General features: G+C 46.1%; 15 protein-coding genes. All 15 read right to left on the bottom strand.

Annotated elements, in window-relative coordinates:
• Positions 1-4: 4 nt before the first annotated feature.
• Positions 5-997, bottom strand: a complete 993-nt coding sequence (locus SB752_RS14950) for a thiamine pyrophosphate-dependent dehydrogenase E1 component subunit alpha (protein ID WP_410716423.1) — start codon at positions 995-997, stop codon at positions 5-7.
• Between the two features lie 348 nt (positions 998-1345).
• A complete protein-coding gene (locus tag SB752_RS14945; protein ID WP_410716422.1) occupies positions 1346-2176 on the bottom strand; it encodes a lipoate--protein ligase family protein in 831 nt (276 codons plus the stop codon).
• 26 nt (positions 2177-2202) lie between these two features.
• Entirely contained in the window at positions 2203-4089 is a 1887-nt protein-coding gene (locus tag SB752_RS14940) for a sigma-54-dependent Fis family transcriptional regulator (protein ID WP_410716421.1), read from the bottom strand.
• Positions 4090-4187: 98 nt separating this feature from the next.
• Complete coding sequence (locus SB752_RS14935; protein ID WP_410716420.1) at positions 4188-4442, bottom strand: hypothetical protein; 255 nt, start codon at positions 4440-4442, stop codon at positions 4188-4190.
• A 115-nt stretch (positions 4443-4557) separates the two neighbouring features.
• Positions 4558-6363, bottom strand: a complete 1806-nt coding sequence (locus tag SB752_RS14930) for a vWA domain-containing protein (protein ID WP_410716419.1) — start codon at positions 6361-6363, stop codon at positions 4558-4560.
• Positions 6364-6366: 3 nt separating this feature from the next.
• The gene (locus tag SB752_RS14925) at positions 6367-7431 is read right to left on the bottom strand and encodes an AAA family ATPase (RefSeq protein ID WP_410716418.1); all 1065 of its coding nucleotides are present in this window, start codon (positions 7429-7431) and stop codon (positions 6367-6369) included.
• Positions 7432-7572: 141 nt separating this feature from the next.
• The gene (locus tag SB752_RS14920) at positions 7573-8553 is read right to left on the bottom strand and encodes an NADPH:quinone reductase (protein WP_410716417.1); all 981 of its coding nucleotides are present in this window, start codon (positions 8551-8553) and stop codon (positions 7573-7575) included.
• Positions 8554-8726: 173 nt separating this feature from the next.
• Positions 8727-9380, bottom strand: a complete 654-nt coding sequence (locus SB752_RS14915) for a YczE/YyaS/YitT family protein (protein WP_410716416.1) — start codon at positions 9378-9380, stop codon at positions 8727-8729.
• Between the two features lie 319 nt (positions 9381-9699).
• Positions 9700-11016 carry a D-alanyl-D-alanine carboxypeptidase family protein gene (locus tag SB752_RS14910; RefSeq protein ID WP_410716415.1) on the bottom strand — a complete coding sequence of 439 codons (1317 nt, stop codon included), beginning with the start codon at positions 11014-11016 and terminating at the stop codon, positions 9700-9702.
• 155 nt (positions 11017-11171) lie between these two features.
• Complete coding sequence (gene blaI / locus SB752_RS14905; RefSeq protein WP_410716414.1) at positions 11172-11552, bottom strand: penicillinase repressor BlaI; 381 nt, start codon at positions 11550-11552, stop codon at positions 11172-11174.
• Positions 11553-11568: 16 nt separating this feature from the next.
• Positions 11569-13350, bottom strand: a complete 1782-nt coding sequence (locus SB752_RS14900) for a BlaR1 family beta-lactam sensor/signal transducer (protein ID WP_410716413.1) — start codon at positions 13348-13350, stop codon at positions 11569-11571.
• 236 nt (positions 13351-13586) lie between these two features.
• Entirely contained in the window at positions 13587-14504 is a 918-nt protein-coding gene (gene bla, locus SB752_RS14895) for a class A beta-lactamase (protein ID WP_410716412.1), read from the bottom strand.
• A 102-nt stretch (positions 14505-14606) separates the two neighbouring features.
• Entirely contained in the window at positions 14607-16637 is a 2031-nt protein-coding gene (locus SB752_RS14890; RefSeq protein ID WP_410716411.1) for a peptidoglycan D,D-transpeptidase FtsI family protein, read from the bottom strand.
• Between the two features lie 493 nt (positions 16638-17130).
• The gene (locus SB752_RS14885; RefSeq protein ID WP_410716410.1) at positions 17131-17658 is read right to left on the bottom strand and encodes a hypothetical protein; all 528 of its coding nucleotides are present in this window, start codon (positions 17656-17658) and stop codon (positions 17131-17133) included.
• Between the two features lie 315 nt (positions 17659-17973).
• Complete coding sequence (locus SB752_RS14880; protein ID WP_410716409.1) at positions 17974-18861, bottom strand: YitT family protein; 888 nt, start codon at positions 18859-18861, stop codon at positions 17974-17976.
• Positions 18862-18885: the final 24 nt, after the last annotated feature.

Genomic DNA, 18885 nt, shown 5'->3' with positions numbered 1-18885 from the left:
TTTCTTAGTACGACACGTATACATCGGTCAATAGCTCGCCAGCTTCAGGATACGGGCTCTCCTCAGCAAAGCGAATCGACTCTTGTACCGCAGCCTCAACTTCATTTTCGATTTCGGTCAATTCCGTCTCATCCAGCGTTTGCGAAGAAGCCAGATGGGCACGGAAGACAGCGATGGCATCGCGCTCATTCAAATGCTCTTGTTTGTCGTCTTCCTTCTTATATTTCTGTGCGTCACCCTCGAAATGGCCATAGTTGCGATATGTGATACATTCAATCAGCGTTGGCCCATCGCCCCGACGCGCACGGGCAACTGCTTCTTCTGCCGCGCGGTATACAGCCAGCACATCTTTTCCATCCACCTGAACGCCAGGCATGTTGTAACCGCTTGCACGGTCTACGATATGTGTGCAGCTTGAGGCGTATGTAAATGGTGTCGCCTCTCCATAACCATTGTTTTCAGCCACAAACACGACGGGCAGCTTCCAAATTGCAGCGAGGTTCAGTCCCTCGTGGAACGTCCCCTGGTTGTTCGCTCCGTCCCCGAAAAAGCAGACACTGACAGCATTGGTCTTTTTCAGCTTGGCCGTCAAAGCAGAGCCGCATGCTAGTGGATATCCGCCTCCAACGATACCGTTTGCCCCGAGCATCCCCTTATCCAGGTCCGCGATATGCATCGAGCCTCCCTTGCCTTTACAAAGACCAGTTGCTTTTCCGTATATTTCTGCCATCATTCCGTTCAAGTCGCATTCTTTGGCAATGCAGTGACCGTGTCCCCTATGCGTGCTGGTGATACTGTCCTGGTGATTCAGATGTGCTCCCAGCCCAACAGCAATCGCTTCTTCTCCCGCATACAGATGAACGAATCCCGGCAGCTTGCCCTGGCCAAACAGCACATGCACCGCATCCTCAAAATTCCGAATTTCCAGCATCTTACGGTACATCCATCTCGCCTTTTCACGTGACAACACTTGTTCTTCCGCTTGGATGACTTCCATCAGATACGCCCCCTCCATCACTTGGTATGTGGAACGACCGGACGATCGCTCTTGCTTTTTTATTTTGCAATCCCCATGCCAGCTCACCGTATGCAGGAAAAATGCTGATATGACAGTTTTTTCAGATTATTTACCTTGGACTGTTCTAAGCAAAAAATGAGACAAAATGAGACGATATCCCAGTTTGTCTCATTTTGTCTCATCTATGAGATTAACAGCTGTGATGCAACTCAATTGATAATGCCGCGCCTAACGTGCATTTGCCAGGTTTGTTTGGAGCGCTTTACACAAAAAGGGGAATGTAGCAGGCAAAGTGTTAGTGACAGGTAATACAAAAAAGCCGGTTCCTCAAGAACCGACCAACAGATTCCTCCCTTTTAATGTACCCAATGCTTTCTCAGCCTCTTCTTCAAGCCACGTTGGACAACAATCCATCACAGTAATAGCTGATTCTTCGTGAGTCGTTAAAGCTTCGCGGATTCTCGCAGCAAATCCACTCACTCCACCAGGCACTCCCAGTTCAGCCAGACTCGCCATCCGTTCGGGCTGCACCTGTGGATAGTTCTGGACATTGGTACCTTTGGCTGCTACTCGGTAAAAGGAGAGCACCTGCTCCCCATACTCACGTCCGCTTCCCTCTACATTGACAAACGCCTGCACGGCGACTGCCCGCGTTAAGCGGCGCTGGGCAATCCCGCAAAACTTGAGTCCATCAATAGCCAAATCATAAGAGCCAGGACAATAAGCTCCTACTACCTCACCGCTACTCATCCGGGCGCCATCTGTTCCCAAAGCTGCCCGAATCAGCTCCACCATATGGACAAAAAATGGCTCCGGATTCAAATCAGTAGCACCTGCCTGCATGACAAGCGACAGATTGACGACCCCAGGGGCAAGCGGAACGGCTGCACCGCCCGATTGTCGGACAGCCGTCTCATACCCTTTCATCCGTAGCTCGCAGATTGCATCTCCAGCATACGGCAGCTTTGCATCACGAGAGCCTAGTACCATTGCTCGCTCATGCCGCCATAGATGTACGAGGGGCAACATCCTTTGGTCTTTTGCACACTGGCGAGCATATGCCTCATCCAGACTGAATGGAACGAGCACTTCCCCTGTGTATGGTTGGGAGACGGTATCGAGTAATTGTACTGAGGTTTTTATCCAGCTGTTTTGCATCGACTCTATCTCCCATCCTATTATTGTTAAAGACGATATTTTTTCAGCTTGCGGTAAAAGGTACTGCGTGGAATGCCCAGCAGCTCGGCTGCTACAGAGGCACTGCCGCCACTCTTTTCAAGCGCTTGGACAATCGTTTTTCTCTCTAGTTGATCGCGAAAACTCAAATCATCCCGATACTTATGTGAAGCCTCTACAGTATCGCTGGAGTCAACTGCGGACACAGCGGAGTCTGCTGGACGGGCATCCTGCCAGGCATGTGCGGACAAACCCTTTAGAAAACGCTTCCAATCCTCTTGAGGAAGAACCCTCATACGCTCCACCACATTGTACAGCTCGCGTATATTTCCAGGCCAGTCGTATGCCATCAAATCTGACAGCGTGTCAGCTGGCAGGGAGAGCTGGTAGTTATTTTTCTGGCAGTAATGGCGAATGAGCAGTGGAATATCTTCCTTGCGCGAACGAAGCGGTGGCAGTGACACAGGCAGGACATGCAAACGATAAAACAGGTCTTCACGAAACGTTCCTTCCCTTACTTGCTGACGCAAATTGCGATGGGTGGCAGCGATCACTCGAATATCCAAAGCAAGCTCTTCACTGCTTCCAATCGGTGTTACCTTGCGCTCCTGCAGCACGCGAAGCAAGGCGACCTGCATAGCTGTCGGAACTTCCCCAATCTCATCGAGAAACAGTGTTCCTCCGTTTGCCTGCGCCAATTTTCCTTGGTAACCGCGCCGACGAGCTCCTGTGAAAGCTCCTTCCACGTATCCGAACAGCTCGCTTTCCATCAGCTCACGAGGAATCGCCCCACAGTTGACCGCCACAAAAGGGCCGTCTTTTCGCGGGCTGTTGTCGTGAATAGCCTGCGCAGCAAGCTCTTTTCCTGTACCGCTTTCCCCAAAGATCACAGCATTTGCATCTGTCGGAGCGATTCGCGCCAGCTCCAGAAGCACAGAGTCAAACGTCTTGCTCGTCCCTGCCTCACCCTTGAACCGAAACGTCGAAGCGCCGTTTTCATACGCGTGAGGAAATTGTATACTCCTTGGCACCAGTTCGACTGCCCACCCGATAACACCTTGATGCCGCATAGAAAAGACAGGCGTCTGCTTCGCTTCATGAAAGCCTTGCTCTGTCACTTCCTGGCGCGCCAGTCCCGCCCAGTTGACTATTTGCGTGCGCACTCTTTTACTGGCATAGACCAGCCGCTGCTCCCGATTGCACACAACCGTAAAACTGTCTTTCTCATCCGCCATCAGTATGGAGCGGTGGATCAATTCCAGCTCATCTTGCTGCCGCTGCTTCATCCATGCCTGCTCAATGGAATAAGCGAGTGTCATCACCGTCGCCATCGTCTGCGGATGGCTTCTTTCTAGACAGCTGGAAACATCAATCACCCCTAGCAATGCTCCCATTTCGTCATGGATAGGTGCCGCAAAGCAGCTCCAGCGATGCGAGGCGACCGAATAGTGCTCCGTCCCGTTTATCATAATCGCCTCTTTTGCCTGGATGGCCGTACCAATCGCATTGGTCCCCACTTCCTCCTCCGTCCAGCGCACTCCTTCGACAAAATTGATCGCGTGTGCATCCGCGAGCGCGTGCTTCTCCCCTTGCATACTAAGCACATAGCCCTCTGGATCGATGACCAGCGCGATCATCCCTAAATCGTGGATGAAAGGGGTCAGCCGATTAATCTGGGGCAAGGCAAGCTCAAGCAAGAGTCTGCTGTTCTCCTGCTTACTCACCAGGGCATCTCCGGCGAGCACTATCTGACCAGTACCCGCATGAGGATTTACACTGTTTCGCTTGCAGCGGTGCCACGATTCACTAATCCGTTTGTTGATTCGCGCTGAGTCAATTACACCTTCATGAACAAAACGTTTCCACATCCTGAGCGAAACGCTCTCCTCGAACATGCATCAACCACCCTCCGCTTTCGAATCAATCTATCTCCTCAAGATTATACTGAATGTTCGGAAATTTCAAGAGCATGTCCATCCTCTGGATGATTTCATTACGAGCGCACTTTCCATGCTGAAATTGGAACTGCCAGAGCAGTTGAGCACTCCGTTGCCCAAGTTGAAGTGCTCACACTCTGACTATTGACATCCCTAAACTTTGCCAGCAAATACGCCAGGATATCCATCGATTCATCAGCACCCTGATACGGATGGTTTCTGTGCATACCCATTTCCTGATGCATCAAAAATTCCAGAAACTCCTTGTCCTCTTCATTCACGGTTTTATCGTATTGAAGCTGGATGATCAAGGCATATCGTCTCAGCCCGTTGCTGTCGTACCCATAGACATCCTTGCATTTTTTAAAGGCAAAGGAGCTCCAGAGGGATTTCGTACATCTCCTTCTACTTCACTCCTCTGCTTTGCTAGTCAATGCGAAATACTGGCCCTCTCGGAACAAAGGGGAGATTTTTTCCCTTTGGAAGAATGAAGGCATGTTTTCTGGAAACGCGAATACGGTCACAATAACCGTCTGTAATAATTAGGATCGGGCCGTTTTTGGGAAAGTCCTCTGCCTTTTCGAGTAGATCAATTCCCGGCTGAAGAACGGTTCCTCCCCGCCCCTTGATTTTTACTCTTTCAGCAATTTCATCGGTTGCCAAGTAGCCTGCATCATATGCCGCAGCATCGCAAAACACGACACGGACAAACGGCACATCCTTTGACAGACTGTAGCTGGCGATGGCACCCAGCGCTTTTCCCAACAGCTTTTGATCCATGGAGCCAGAGGTATCGAGAACAACACCGAAAGTCCTGCCCTCCAAGTCGGTCTCCTGGTACGCCCAGGCCGGTCTTGGAATATCGGGAGTCGACGATTGGCGCCTGCTCATACGGGAGAAGGTTCTTCTCTTTTCCAAAGGGGGGAAAAGATCATCAAACCATCTTGCTAATTCCACATCCCACGGAATCGGCGGTTGACCCAGGGCGCGAATCTCCTCGATCAGCCCCGCTGGAAGCAGTCCTCGCCCCAGCTCCTGATGATAGACCAAGCCTTGTGCCAAAGCCCCTTTGTAAAAGTCATCAAGCGCAGTTCCTTCCTTTATGTCCCAAAAGCGTTTATCCCCGTGGTCCAGGATATCGCCCTGCCCGATTCCACGAAATGTATACAGCTTCCGATACGTTCTTAAATCGGTCACAATCCGGTCGTAGATCGCTTCTGCGGAAAGACTGCTCAACTCCTGGTCTAGCAGAACGCCAATCTCCGGCAATTGCCCGACACCCATCTCCACGAGCCAATGATTAATCACATAATCACAGCTGACATTCCAAAAATACGGGTCTCTGCCCAAGCAGCGCTCATGATGCCTCAGTCCTGCGTGCAGCAGCTCATGGGCCATGACAAACTTGCTTTCTTCCTCATCGAGACCAGCCGCAGGATTGAAAAAGATTTCTTGGGTAGTTACGTCAATTGCGGCAACGGAAATGTCCAGCCGCTGACAGATTTGCTGATCCTCGACAATCGTAAAGTTGGCTGCGAGAGAGGCAAGCAGCGGATAATGGTTTATGAACCACTGCTTTGCCTTTTGTGCGGGAGACAGCTTGTTTTCTTCGCCGCCAAGCATTGCCGAATATCCTCCCGCTACACTTACAGCACTTTGCACAGCCTGCGCTAGTCCCTTCCCGAAAAGCTCCTCCCATTTGACATCTCGATTGTACGAATAGCGAACACTTTTATCTGCAAAGATCAGGTCTGGTTGTTTTTCTCCGCCTGTTCCAAACAGCTTCATTTGCTCGGGAATCCCTTGCTCGAGAAAGTGCAGATATAGCTCCTCTTCGCTTTTTCCAGAAAAGGTAATCCCATAGGATAGTTCCACAGGCGGGCTGCCTAATTTCATATCCTGCAAAAATTTTGCAATAAAACAATCACAGGCGATATTCCACACCGCTGGTTGTTCCTTCTCTACAAAATGACCGAAGCCGAGATGAAGCAGGCTGTGAGCCAAAACATACACCCATTCGCTTACTTCTGCTCTTCGAGAGGGATGAATATGAACAGTCCCTGCTTTGGTTACAATCGCCCAGCCATTTTCCGGGCACAGGTTATGCTCTTTGCGAATAAAGTGTACGCGCGCGCATAGCGGTGCAAACATCGGATGCTTCTCGAGAAAGTTGACCGCCTGCAAATAGTTTTGAAGAGCGATATCCAGCTGAGCCTGCTTTTTCTTGGACATGCTTTACTTATCCTTTCTTTCCATCGCAAGTCTAGGCAAATCACGAATAACCTCCACAACAAACCAATCCGGAAGCGAGTTGCCTTCGTCGTGCTTCGCAACTACCATTTGCGCCATCTCAAGCGAAATACTGCTCAGGTCCTTCAACAAAGCTTTGGCTCGGTGAGCGAATCTTTTGTGCTGATCGTGGACAGATGCCTTTTCCGCTGGAAGCTCCTTAATGATCTGCGCTCGGAACGAATCCGCTAGAAAATAGAGAACATCTCTGTCCTCCGGTGCAGTCGGAAACACCGCTTCACCTTCGATAATCCGATTTAGCTGATGCTTGCCATTGACGTTTTTATGAAAAGCTTTAAATTGCGCTGCATGCGGAGGCGTGACACATCCGCTAGCCAAAATGCCAATCATTTCGTTTGAAATATCCTGTCCAAGCTCATGTAAGGCATCCGAGAGAATATGCCAGGACCGTGGTGTAGAAAAAGGCTCCTCCGTTTTTGGTGGTTGTGACCACAGGTAGTCTGGTCTGATCTCCAGAAATTGCGTGATCATCGGGTGAATCCCGTTGCTGTACGCCCACTCCATCCACTCTTTGTGGGAAACCTTTAATTGCACATGGAACATGCGATTAATCAAAGCAGACGACATAGGCTTCACGATCGCACTGTCTTGCACACGATTCCCTGCACCAATCACAATAGAGCCTTCTGGAAGCTTGTAATCACCAACGCGCTTTTCATGAATCAAGCTGTAAAAGGCTTTCTGAACTTCCTGTGAGCAAGCGTTTAATTCATCCAAAAACAAGCAATACGGCTCTTCCCGCGCAATCATGGCAGGTGGGCAAAATCTACTCTTTCCGTCCATAATTTGCGGAACACCAATTATATCCTCAGGAGCAAGCTGGCTGCCAAGCAAAGAAACGCATGGAAGACCTACTTGCTCCGCAAAATTTTCGACCAAAGACGATTTTCCAATACCCGGAGCGCCCCAGATGAACACAGGCCGAACCACGGCGACGTTCAATAAAATTCCCATCAATTGTTGCTGTGTAACGGTATACCCTAAATTCATAATACATCCTTTCTTTCCTTACAATTGGAATCTTATGTCATATCATACCATTTTGCTTAACAAAAAAGACACCCATTGAGGTGTCTCGTACTTAAGTCTGGAAGATTGCCGGGTTATGATTTGCTTTGTTGAACCTACCAATTATTCAATAGATAGGACTATCTTTCCTTGAGCTTTATTATGAATGATCTGTTCATGTGCCTTTTCTGCATCCTCCAAGGCTAATACGTCACCAATCACCGGATGTAAAATACCAGATTCGAGGAAAGCCTCAATCGCATGTAAACACTCCTGGTACTCATCGGGTAGCGCATTCCAAAGCGCCAACCCTAGTATATCTGCTTCTTTCATCATTGCGAGTCTAGGATTGATTTCAATACTGCCCCGGTTTCCGACGACGACGATGCGACCATAAGGGGCGATTACCTTCAGATCAGTCTCTAAATTCACGTTTGCCAAAAACTCAATGATCACATCTGGTCCTCTACCATTTGTGAAAGACATAATTTCTTCGATAGAATCTTCCGTGATGTGATCGAGTACATGTGTGGCCCCCGAAGCTTTCACCAATGCTTTTCCCTCATCTGTACTCGCCGTTCCAATTACCGTCGCTCCGAATCCTTTGGCCATTTGCACTGCCAGCAATCCAACACCACCGCTTGCCCCGTGTATCAATACGTTCTCCCCTGGCTTGATCTTCGACCTATGAAACAATGCTCGATAAGCGGTTAATGCTGGGATGCCAAGAGACGCCCCTTTCTCATAGGAAATAGACTCAGGCAAGCGATGGACAGCACTTGCATCGCAAACTACCTTTTGTGCATACGTCCCCGTATTCCGTTTCGCTAGCAGAGCAGCTACGAATACGCGATCTCCCACGTTTAGATGCGTTACACCTTCACCTATTGCATCAACTATTCCGGCTCCATCAAACCCGGGGGTGTATGGCAACTCTGGAATATAAAAGGAGTACGTCCCTGTACGAATATAGGTTTCATTCGGGTTCACACCGGCAGCAAATAGTTTAACACGGACTTCGCTTGCAGCTGGGTTCGGTTCGTTTACTTCTGCGCACTTTAAAACCTCAGGTCCACCAAACTCTACGATTTGAATCGCTTTCATCTGTATTCCTCCCATTCATTCTAGGATATAAAGGTAAATCATTTCTTACCAAATGGCTTCTCTTCCCATTTAATTACACGTGATTTGCTATTTCAAGTACTTCTGCTTTTACCAAGTACTGTGGCTAAAAAAAACCACCACGCGATGTGTTAACGTGGTGGTCATAAAGAAATTTATTCAGCTAAATTGGTCACAGGTGCTTTTCCATATGGCTTTGCCATCATTCGTTCCCATAACGGGATAAACTGCTTGATTAACGGTCCGATTGCCAAAGCCGTCACCAGTGTCCCCACCGAGACAGGACCTCCGAGCAAAAAACCGAACAATGTCACCGTGCATTCAATCCCGACTCTGACTTTGCCAATGCCCCAACCCATTCGCTCATGCAGGGCCAGCATAAAGCTGTCGCGTGGTCCCGCCCCTAGCCGCGGTGAGATGTACATTCCTGTGCCGAAAGTATAGATGAGCAGCCCGGAAGCGAACAAGACGACTCGCTCTATGATTGTCTCTCCGATCGGGACCCATTTTAGCCACATGAATAAGTCTATAAACAGCCCGAAGAAAATCATGTTCAAAAACATGCCCACGGTAGGCTTTATTTTGCCAATGACGTAGGATGCGATGATTATACTCGCACCCATGATCTGGGACCACATACCAATAGTCAATCCAAACGTCTTTTGTAATCCGATATGCAGCGTATCCCACGGGGCAACACCCACATTGGCCTCAATCATCATAGCAATCCCAAAACCCATGACTGCCAAACCAAGCATAAACACGCTGTATCGAACGGTTAGCGGATGAAAGATAAACTTCTTATGCATCATTTTTCCCCCTCAGGGGGGTGTTCACCCCCCTAGTTTATTGCCCTTTTCAGGTCCAATAAGGGGGAGATTGAGCGAATGCTACGCGTCCTTTTGCCTCAACGACTGCCAAGACCTGACTAAACATACGATCACCTACTTTCCTGTTATGTGAATGTTATGGTTTCATGAACCTCCATTAGGGGGAAATGGGCTTCATGCATTCTTTTGCTTTGATTATCAATCAACACGCAGATTTTGTCTATGACTCAATCAGATAAACTGCAGGTTAATTATGGTTACTTCAGATCCCGCTGACTTTGTTGTAATTACGCTGAAATCAAAAGAGACCACTCAAGGCTTCCCATATCGAGCGGAACATGAGACGGAACCATCCTGCTTTTTCAATTTCCTCCGTTGCGACCATGTTAACCGTTTTGTGTTGGACAGTATCCATGCCTTCGATTTGGTACGTGTAAGTAATGGTCCCCGCCTTTGTTCCCACAGGAAGAGGAGCAGTGAGTGCTTCTACCACAAAATCGGTTTTATAGGAAAGCTGAGAGACATCCGAGCCTTTCGGAACAATAAAATGAACAGCTTGCTCAGTTACTACAGGCACCTCTGTTTTTGTACCCATTTTGACTGGAACGATCTCCATGCCTTTTGGCGTACTCTTGGCGGCTACCACTTTTTTGAGCTCAAAATGGTCGAAGCCATAGTCCAACACTTTTTTCGTCTCTGTGAATCGTTTTGCCAACAATTTTGTTCCCATCACAACACTAATCAACCGCATTCCATCACGCTCTGCAGTACCGGCAAAGCAATAACCAGCACTGTCGGTAAAGCCAGTCTTCAATCCGTCAAGGCCCTCATAGGCGTATTGCTTATATTTGGTATTTTTATTTGATTCGAGCATCCAATTTGTATTGACGAGAGGCTCTTTATCTGACGCACGGAATTGATAGGATGGCAGCGTCGTAACCTCTACTATTTCTGGGTGATCCTGGATAATCGATTTTACCAGTGTCGCAACGTCCATGGCAGACATTACATTTTCCCCTTGTTCCTGAGGTCGAAACGGTATTGGCATATCTGCATGATCTAGTCCAGATACATTTATATAGTAGGATTTTTGCATTCCCAGCTTTTTGGCTTCCTCATTCATCAAGGCTACGAATTGCTGCTCTGATCCCGATACGTATTCCGCTAGAGCAACGGCAGCGTCATTCGCGGAATGGACAAGCATGGCAGTAAATAGCTCTTTTACCGTATGAGTTTCCCCAAGTGCAAGGTAAACGCGAGAACCAATCGTTTTCGAAGCATTTTCCTTGACAGTTACTACATCGTTCCAAGAAATTGCTCCTTTTTTGACTTGATCCGCGACTATGTATCCAGTCATCATTTTCGTCATACTTGCTGGAGCGTATGCTTGATCTGCGTTTATGGACAGTAAGACCTGGCCGGTTACTGGTTCAACAAGCACCGCTGATCTTAGTTCTAGATTGAGTGATTGAATAGATGGTATGGTAGCTGCTTCAGCAAAAGCAGAAACAGGAACGACAAAAAGGCAAAGCAAAATTATAAAGCCTATGAAATAGTTTCTACCTTGTGCGAATTTTTTCTTGAGAGTACTGCTTCCTTCTCTGTTTCTTATCAAAATAATCTCTCCTCTACCCTTCAGAATGCCTTTGTAGTTTGTTTAGTCTTTGATTCCGGCAACTGAGTGACCCGAAGTAATAATAATACCCCTTTTCTCTCCTTGATGGAAAGGTAAAGGGGTATTTGCGTTTTGATGCACGTATATTCAAGCATCTATTTTTTAGGCTTCTCATTCAAAATAGAGCGCAACTCGTTCATATCCTCTTCTGTTAACGCTTCCTCTTCAATAAACTGCACCAGCATGGACTTCATCGTGCCTCCATAGATTCGTTTAAGAAAAGTCTGAGCTTCTGCCTTTTGGCATTCTTCTTGCGTGTATAACGGAAAAAAAGTATACAACTTTTGATTTTGATTTACCCCGACTACCTTCTTCTTCACTAACCGATCCAACAGCGTACGAATGGTTTTCGGCTTCCAATCCATTTTTTCTTGTAAGGAGAAAATGACTTCATTTGCTGTGAGCGGCTCCTTCTCCCAGAGCACGTTCATTACTTCCCACTCTGCTTCAGAGATACCAGGCACTTGGTTCGACACTCTCATCCACCTCCTTTTAATAAATGCCTTTTTTATTTAAGATCGATAAAGTGATTTGTGCTGCCTTACTTCCATAACTATGATCTTCATTTTGTATGTTCGTTGCAAAGAAATAGGTGTTCCCTTTTTTCTCTAAATATCCAATAAACCAGCCGTTTACCGTTTTATCATTTACGGAGCCTGTCCCTGTTTTACCTGAAAGAATTGTACCATCCTTTTCTTCTAATTGAATGGTCTCTTTGATCGCCTGGATATTTTTTTCTTGAAATCCCAATTGATTGTTATACAGTGATTTTAGTAATAAAACCTGCTCCACGGGAGAAATCTTAAGCGTTGACTCTATCCAAGATTGCCCAATACCACCGGACAAATTTTCATTGCCATAACCTAGTTGCTTTAGATAGTTCTGTATACTTTTCTGGTTCATTCTTTTTTCTAATTCTTCAAAGTACCAATTCACAGAGCTTTCCATCGCTGATTTTACATTTTGATTTTTATTCCAAGCAGCATACGGATACACTTCACCGTTCCAAGCGAGCGTGGAATCGTCCTTCGTGATGATACCGGTCTCCAAAGCAAATAGCCCGATATAGATTTTGTAAGTGGAATCCGGTGAAACTCTCAGTTCGCTGTTCTTTTTGTTATAAATTTGAAAATGATCGGCTTTCATGTCGTACAAGACAAAGCTGCCGTCGTACCCTTCAAAATAAGAGCTAAGGTCCTCATAATCTGTATTCTCTCTCGTAAATGGATAATAAACATTTTCGCTGGCAATGGCCGTTACAAGAGGAATTTGACTGGCAACGAGAAAACCTGCCAGCGTAAAAATCATGATGCTGTTTTTCTTCAGCTGCTTAGACTCTGTTTGAAAGGATGCGATCTTTTGAATTCGCTTTTTTAATTGTTCTTTGGAGCTAGCCATTTGACTTTCAAAGACGAAACTCCTTTGTCTGGATACTTTGTGTACAAAATGAATAATGGTATGCCCATATTCACTATAGTGTTGCTCATCTAATGCTTTTAGTACGTCGCTATCGCAGGAGATTTCACGGTCCAATCGCATTTCTTTAAAGGCAAACCACACGAGTGGATTGAACCAATACAGAATTTGAAAAATAACGATCAGATAATTTGTCAAATTATCCTTATTTTTGTAGTGATTCAGCTCATGAAGCAAAATGTATTTGATTTCTTTCATCGTCAGCCATTCTTGAAAGTGTAGCGGAAAGACCACATAAACTTTATGAAGCCCAAACATCATCGGAGTTTTGACAAAAGGAGACTCCCCTACAACCAAATCTCTTGAGACATGGAGCTGTTGTTTGCACTCCTCAAGCAGTTGTAGGATAGCTTCATTTTTTAATGTGGACATATTCCTTTGAATCCGCTTGATTCTAAGCCAAGCAATGACAGCCGGTACTACGCAAAGAATAAGCCCACCAATCCAAATAATGGCGATGAGATCATCCAAATAAGCTGGAGTAGCATGATGGACAGAGATCGAAAAGTCACCAAGCCAATCTACGTTACCTCTCGTTGGATTTTCTGACAGAGAAGCCAGTTCACTACTTTCCTGATAGGAATGGAAGGGTAAAAAAGAAAAGAGATTTCCAGATGGAAAAAAATGAGCTGGTATAAAAGGAAGCAATAGCGCTATGAACAATAGATACCATAGATTGTATTGCCACTTTGCAGACAAGTGCTTTCGAAAGAGCTTTTTCATAAGCAAGATGACAACAACAGTAAAAGAAGACACGATAAAGCCTGTAATTAATTGAGTAATGAACACTCTACTCATCTCCCTCTTCGAACCGACGGTATCCTCTTTTCCCTATGCATAGCAACTTCAGTTCAGTAGAAAACACTTGAAGACATGAAATGTACTAGCAAAATGAATGGACCTGAAGAGAAAACGCGAACAAAACATATCGTACATGCGGATGTCGTTTCATGCAAGCATTCTGATGCGATTCTGTTGCTGGGAAAAGCCCACAAACTGACAAATAAACAGCTTGCGGGCTTTTATTCTCTGCTTTACATGGTTTTACTTAGGGAATCGAGTACAATCTTGGCAGCTTGTGCGATTAGGGCATTGTCAAATTTCGCATCCTTTGTATCGCGACTGGATAAAATGGCAATCACAATAGGTGCGCGATCTGGCGGCCAAACAACGGCAATGTCGTTACGTGTTCCAAAGCTTCCTGCCCCAGACTTATCTCCGACGACCCACCCCGTGGGAGCACCCGCGCGGATTAATTCGTCTCCCGTCGTGTTTTCCTTCATCCAATTGATAAGAATGGAACGTTTGTCAGCGGGTAGGACTTCGCCGAGCGTAAATGCTTGAAGTGAGGTTGCCAAAGCTTTTGGAGTGCTCGTATCGCGTATGTCGCCAGGAGTGGCTTCGTTCAAATCAGGTTCAATCCGGACGGGGGTGGTAACATCATCGCCGATCTCCTTCAGCACTTTTGCAAAGCCTTCTGGTCCACCCAATTCCTTGAATAAAAGATTTGCTGCGGTGTTATCGCTATAGCGTACAGCAGCTTCGCAAAGCTCCCTGATAGTCATTCCTTTCTCTACATGCTCCTTGGTAATGGGAGAGTAGGTAACCAGATCCTCGCTAGTATAAGTAATTCGTTTATCCAGCTCTTCTGCAGGGCTTTGTGCAAGCACTGCGCCGACAGCCAGAGCCTTGGAAGTGGATGCGTATGCGAAACGTTCATCTGCACGATAACGGATTGTCAGGCCTGTGCCCGTGTCCAGTGCATAAACACCGAGGCGCGCACCGAAATCCTTTTCTAATTGTTTGAACTGCTGATCTAGTGTACCTTCTGTCTCGTGTTGAGTCGGTTCTTTCAACTGGACAGCTGCGAGGTCTTCTCGAATCACTCCACACCCACTCAACATAATGATTGCAAATCCCGCTATCCATTTGCTTGCAAAAAATTTCTTCATCCTTTTAACCTCACTTCTCATTTTGAATTCCTTTTTGCGACCTGCAGATTACACGCGTAATACAAATGACCGCAATGCACCATACCTGCCACTCTTTCGTCCTTATTTCTGTAAGCCAATATATTTGTCATAGATTTCATAAACACTACGCGTAATGACCGCGGCAGAGCGTCCACCATAACCACCTTCCGGGACGACTACAGCAACAGCAAGCTTCGGATCGTTTGCAGGGGCGAACGAAATACTAACCCCATTTGTGATACGCGCATGCATTTTCCATTGAATCTTTTTCTCTCCGGTTTTAGCATCGCTTGTCGGAACAGGAACATATATGTCTTGCTCAGAAGTGCCCGTTTTGGCCGCAACACTATATGGAAGACCTTCAAATGCACGGACTGCAGTCCCGCCTGGCTTTGTCACCAAAACCATACCCTTTTTCAATATATCCCAGTATGCATCAGGTTGTGGGAATTCACTCAAAACCTGCGGCTGAAAGGACTTCACAATCGTACCGTCTGGCGCAGTAATCTTTTCTACTAATTGGGGCTGTAAACGTACACCCTTGTTCGCTAGAGTCGCTGAATACTGCGCGAGTTGCATCGTAGTTGCTCTGATTTGCTGACCAAAGGAAGCTTGAACCATGGCTGCAAGCGGACCATAATTTTTGTCCATGACCAGATAGTCTTGTTTTCCGCTGCTCTCGTTTGGCAAATCAACTCCTGTCGGAATGCCCAAGCCAAACGCATGATAATAGCTTTGCAGTAATGGTGCAGACGCGCCCCGCTTGCGTTTAGACAACTCCTCTCCTATTCGGGCCATATATGTATTCGAGGATTTCTGCAGAGCTTTCTCTGGTGATATCATGCCATTAGCTTTACTATTATCATTTTTAATTCGATCCGATCCCCTGCCGTATTGATACACGCCACTATCCTGCCATTGATCATTCGTTCTAATGATTCCTTCCTGTAATCCGAGCAAAACCGTAATCGGTTTGATTACTGAGCCGGATGGCACAATGGAGCGTGGGTGCTTATAGTTTTCCATTTCTGCTGCCTCTCCCGTCAAAGGCCTTGAGTCATACGGTGCCTCGCGAATCGTTCCATTTGTCACTGCGTACTTGATCTGATCGTATGTTTTCTGATCAGGGCCTTCAATCCAGACGTTTGGATCATACTCTGGATAGCTGACCATCGAGACAATTTTTCCCGTTTTAATTTCGATGGCCACGACATATGCGCTCTTGGCATATCTGGCCTCGGAGATGGTAGAGCGGAGCTTGGGGAGAAACTCGCGGATAGAGTCGCGTATCGCCAATTGGACACGCTGATCAATCGTCAGGGTAATATCATTGCCTCGCTCTGGCAATATCGTCTCCAGCTCCTTGATAACGGTTTGGTCCGCTGCCACTTCATACAATCGCTGGCCATTCCTTCCCCTCAGCTCGCCTTCATACGAAAGCTCAATTCCATCTAATCCGACAAATTGATTTGGCAAGTATCGCTTCTGCTCAGCTTTGTAAGTGCCGATATCCAATTGATCTGCCACGTGGTAGGGCCGCACATACCCGACTGCTTGAACGGCGATTTGCTTCGGATTATATTGTCGGATTGGCTTCATCACGACTTCGATCCCTTCCAGCTCTCCGCGTCGCTCTTCTATTTCTGCCATCTCTTTCGGTGAGAGATCGCTTTTCAATTCTTTTTCCATGTATTTTGGCATCTGCCGGGAGACTCTGATGTAATTCCCGTTTTCAAAGGCATAGCCGACATCCATCTTCTTCAAAAGGGTGGCTCGGTCGACGGGGCTTAAAATCTTTTCCAATTTTTCGATGATGCTGATATATGCTTCTTTATTCATCGTATCCGTTTCTCTGAATACAACGACAAATGAGGGGCGACTTTCGGCAATGATATTCCCGGTGTGGTCATAAATATTTCCCCGCATTGCCGGAATCGAGTCTGTTTTATACGAACGGCTCATCAGCTCGCTGGCAAACTCGTCTCCTTTCATAATTTGCAGCTGCATCAGTCGAACGATGATCGTGGAAAAAAACAAAAATACGAGGAAAAAAAGAATCTGTAACCGATTGACACGTTGCTTTTTTTCTTCCTGTATCACTGGTGGATTCATGTTGTTTTCACCTTTACCATTGCCCATTTCGAGCTTATTCTAAATCCCTTATTTAGAGGGCATACATCTTCATCACAGGCAATGACTAACCGATTCAACTGATTCTCATGTTACATAGTTATCAACTCCTTTTATTATCAAAACAGACTACACGCGTAGTACTATACTACACGTGTAGTCTGTATGTGTCAAATAGCTGAGTCTGTTTGTTGAAAATAATATAAATAGACTGGAATTGTTGATCCTATGCAGTTCTTGGATAAAAAAATCTCCAGAATCAGATAAGTTAGTTTTAGACTGAACCCGGATGATAAAACAGCAGCGACCTAAGACCTGAAAAAAAGGTCCTAGACTCGCTGCTGTTTTGGTACGCGATCGACCCAGTTAGCGTAATGACACATTGATTTATAATCTTTCCCCGTAGCCCCAAAATGGAAGCTATCGTACCCGTCGTAATGAAGTCCCCGCCCCACCTTCGTATAATGTCCTGAGGTTACGGAAAGTCCAGCTCGCCATCGATTGCGCGGAACATCTCCCTATTCCGAGCCGGATACCGGGCATCCAGCACCTCCCACTGCCTCTTCGGTAATATCAAAAATTCGTGGGTATCGGAAAGATACGAGGCTGCAAACAAACGAATTTCGTATTTGTCCCTAATCAATTCCTGGAACTCGCGAATCGTGATATAGCGATCTTTTCCGGAAAACGTGAGCGCAATTGAATGCAGTTGTCCATTGTAGGTAACGTCAAATCCTTTGTCCGTAGTCGTCACCTCGACCGATTCATCTGGAAGCCGTTCACCGAACAAGCGGACGATCTCCTCGTCAAACTCTCCCCAATCTACGATGACGCTGTATACGTAAGCGAATACTATCGGAATTTGCTTCTCGATCGCAAGCTCGTCCGCCAGCACAAATCGATGGCGCTCTAATGTTTCACGATGATTTTCAATAAATTGTTGAAGCTGTCGCTCGTCTCCTTCGAATAGAAATGTCAGCTCACTATCGCTCGGCATCTTCATCCTATTATCCTCCCTGTGTTCACCCAATCGGTATTACTGCACCAACTAAAACTAAAACTGAAAAAGATATTTCATATGTCACTCCACTCTTTTTCGCCTTGATTTAGATACGCAATTTTCAGGTATAAGTTTCCAAGCTGCTGCATTAAACTGCCCGTCATAAGATATCTACTAATCCTATGAACGTAGTAAGATCCTTGCCTTGACCGGACCTATCTATATTAATGGAGCAAAAGAAGGACTTAGCGCAAAAAGGAAAACAGCGGCAGAACGCAAGACTTTTTGCTGGTCTTACGTTTTGCCGCTGTTTTCGAATTAGTGAATATCTCTTTTCTTAAAACGACCACCGTGTACGGAGGATACATCTGTAGCAATAATAAACGCTTGCGGGTCTAGCTCTTTGATAATATCTTTGAGCTTTGTTTCCTCTAGTCTTGTAAAGACGCATAAAATAATTCGCTTATCTTCACCGCTATAAGAACCTTCTCCATGTAAATAGGTTACTCCTCGGCCTAACCGCTCCGTAATCGCATCCGCAATCTCAATAGTGTTATCACTTATGATATAAACGGATTTCATATCATCCAATCCTTTAACAACAATGTCGATTGTCTTAAAGGCAACATAATAAGTGATCATCGAAAATAGAGCATTTTCCAAAGAGAACACAAACGCTGCGATCGTGAAAATAATCACATTAACGAACATGATAATTTCACCGACAGAAAACGGCAGCCGCTTTTCAACCAAAATCGCCAATGTTTCTGTTCCGTCTAAAACCCCACCATTTCTAATGGTCAAGCCTACTCCTAGCCCTAATATTAAGCCACCGAAAACAATGGCGAGCAGTTCATTCTCCACCATCGGCTTTACATGATGCATAAAGGAAGTCGCCACCGAAAGAGCCACGATTCCATATAGCATACTAATCGCAAATGTCTTGCCTATTTGCTTATACCCCAAGAAAAAGAAAGGTAAGTTTAACAGGACGAGGAACAAACTGAGGTTGATAGTCGTTACATGACTCAAGATCATGGATAAACCCGTTACTCCACCGTCAATGATATTATTCGGAATTAATACCGCTTCAAGCCCGTAAGCCATGATCACGGCACCGATCGTAATAAATAGAGCCCTTTTGATAATGTTTCTGATTGATAGTTTTTTATGGTTGGCTTTCTTTTTTTCTTCCGCTGTATTCATACATTCCTTCCCTTCATTTTGGTT

This window comes from Brevibacillus sp. SIMBA_040 (assembly GCF_046535075.1).
GTDB lineage: Bacteria > Bacillota > Bacilli > Brevibacillales > Brevibacillaceae > Brevibacillus.
Note: the sequence above shows the minus strand (reverse complement) of the source record. Positions and strands in the feature narration are given on the sequence as shown.

Excerpts from the sequence above, each read along its gene's own strand:
- SB752_RS14945 (WP_410716422.1), bottom strand. The coding sequence starts at position 2,176 with ATGCAAAACAGCTGGATAAAAACCTCAGTACAATTACTCGATACCGTC.
- bla (WP_410716412.1), bottom strand. The coding sequence starts at position 14,504 with ATGAAGAAATTTTTTGCAAGCAAATGGATAGCGGGATTTGCAATCATT.
- SB752_RS14885 (WP_410716410.1), bottom strand. The coding sequence starts at position 17,658 with ATGAAGATGCCGAGCGATAGTGAGCTGACATTTCTATTCGAAGGAGAC.
- SB752_RS14925 (WP_410716418.1), bottom strand. The coding sequence starts at position 7,431 with ATGAATTTAGGGTATACCGTTACACAGCAACAATTGATGGGAATTTTA.
- SB752_RS14950 (WP_410716423.1), bottom strand. The coding sequence starts at position 997 with ATGGAAGTCATCCAAGCGGAAGAACAAGTGTTGTCACGTGAAAAGGCG.
- SB752_RS14920 (WP_410716417.1), bottom strand. The coding sequence starts at position 8,553 with ATGAAAGCGATTCAAATCGTAGAGTTTGGTGGACCTGAGGTTTTAAAG.
- SB752_RS14940 (WP_410716421.1), bottom strand. The coding sequence starts at position 4,089 with ATGTTCGAGGAGAGCGTTTCGCTCAGGATGTGGAAACGTTTTGTTCAT.
- SB752_RS14930 (WP_410716419.1), bottom strand. The coding sequence starts at position 6,363 with ATGTCCAAGAAAAAGCAGGCTCAGCTGGATATCGCTCTTCAAAACTAT.
- SB752_RS14900 (WP_410716413.1), bottom strand. The coding sequence starts at position 13,350 with ATGAGTAGAGTGTTCATTACTCAATTAATTACAGGCTTTATCGTGTCT.
- SB752_RS14915 (WP_410716416.1), bottom strand. The coding sequence starts at position 9,380 with ATGCATAAGAAGTTTATCTTTCATCCGCTAACCGTTCGATACAGCGTG.
- SB752_RS14880 (WP_410716409.1), bottom strand. The coding sequence starts at position 18,861 with ATGAATACAGCGGAAGAAAAAAAGAAAGCCAACCATAAAAAACTATCA.
- SB752_RS14890 (WP_410716411.1), bottom strand. The coding sequence starts at position 16,637 with ATGAATCCACCAGTGATACAGGAAGAAAAAAAGCAACGTGTCAATCGG.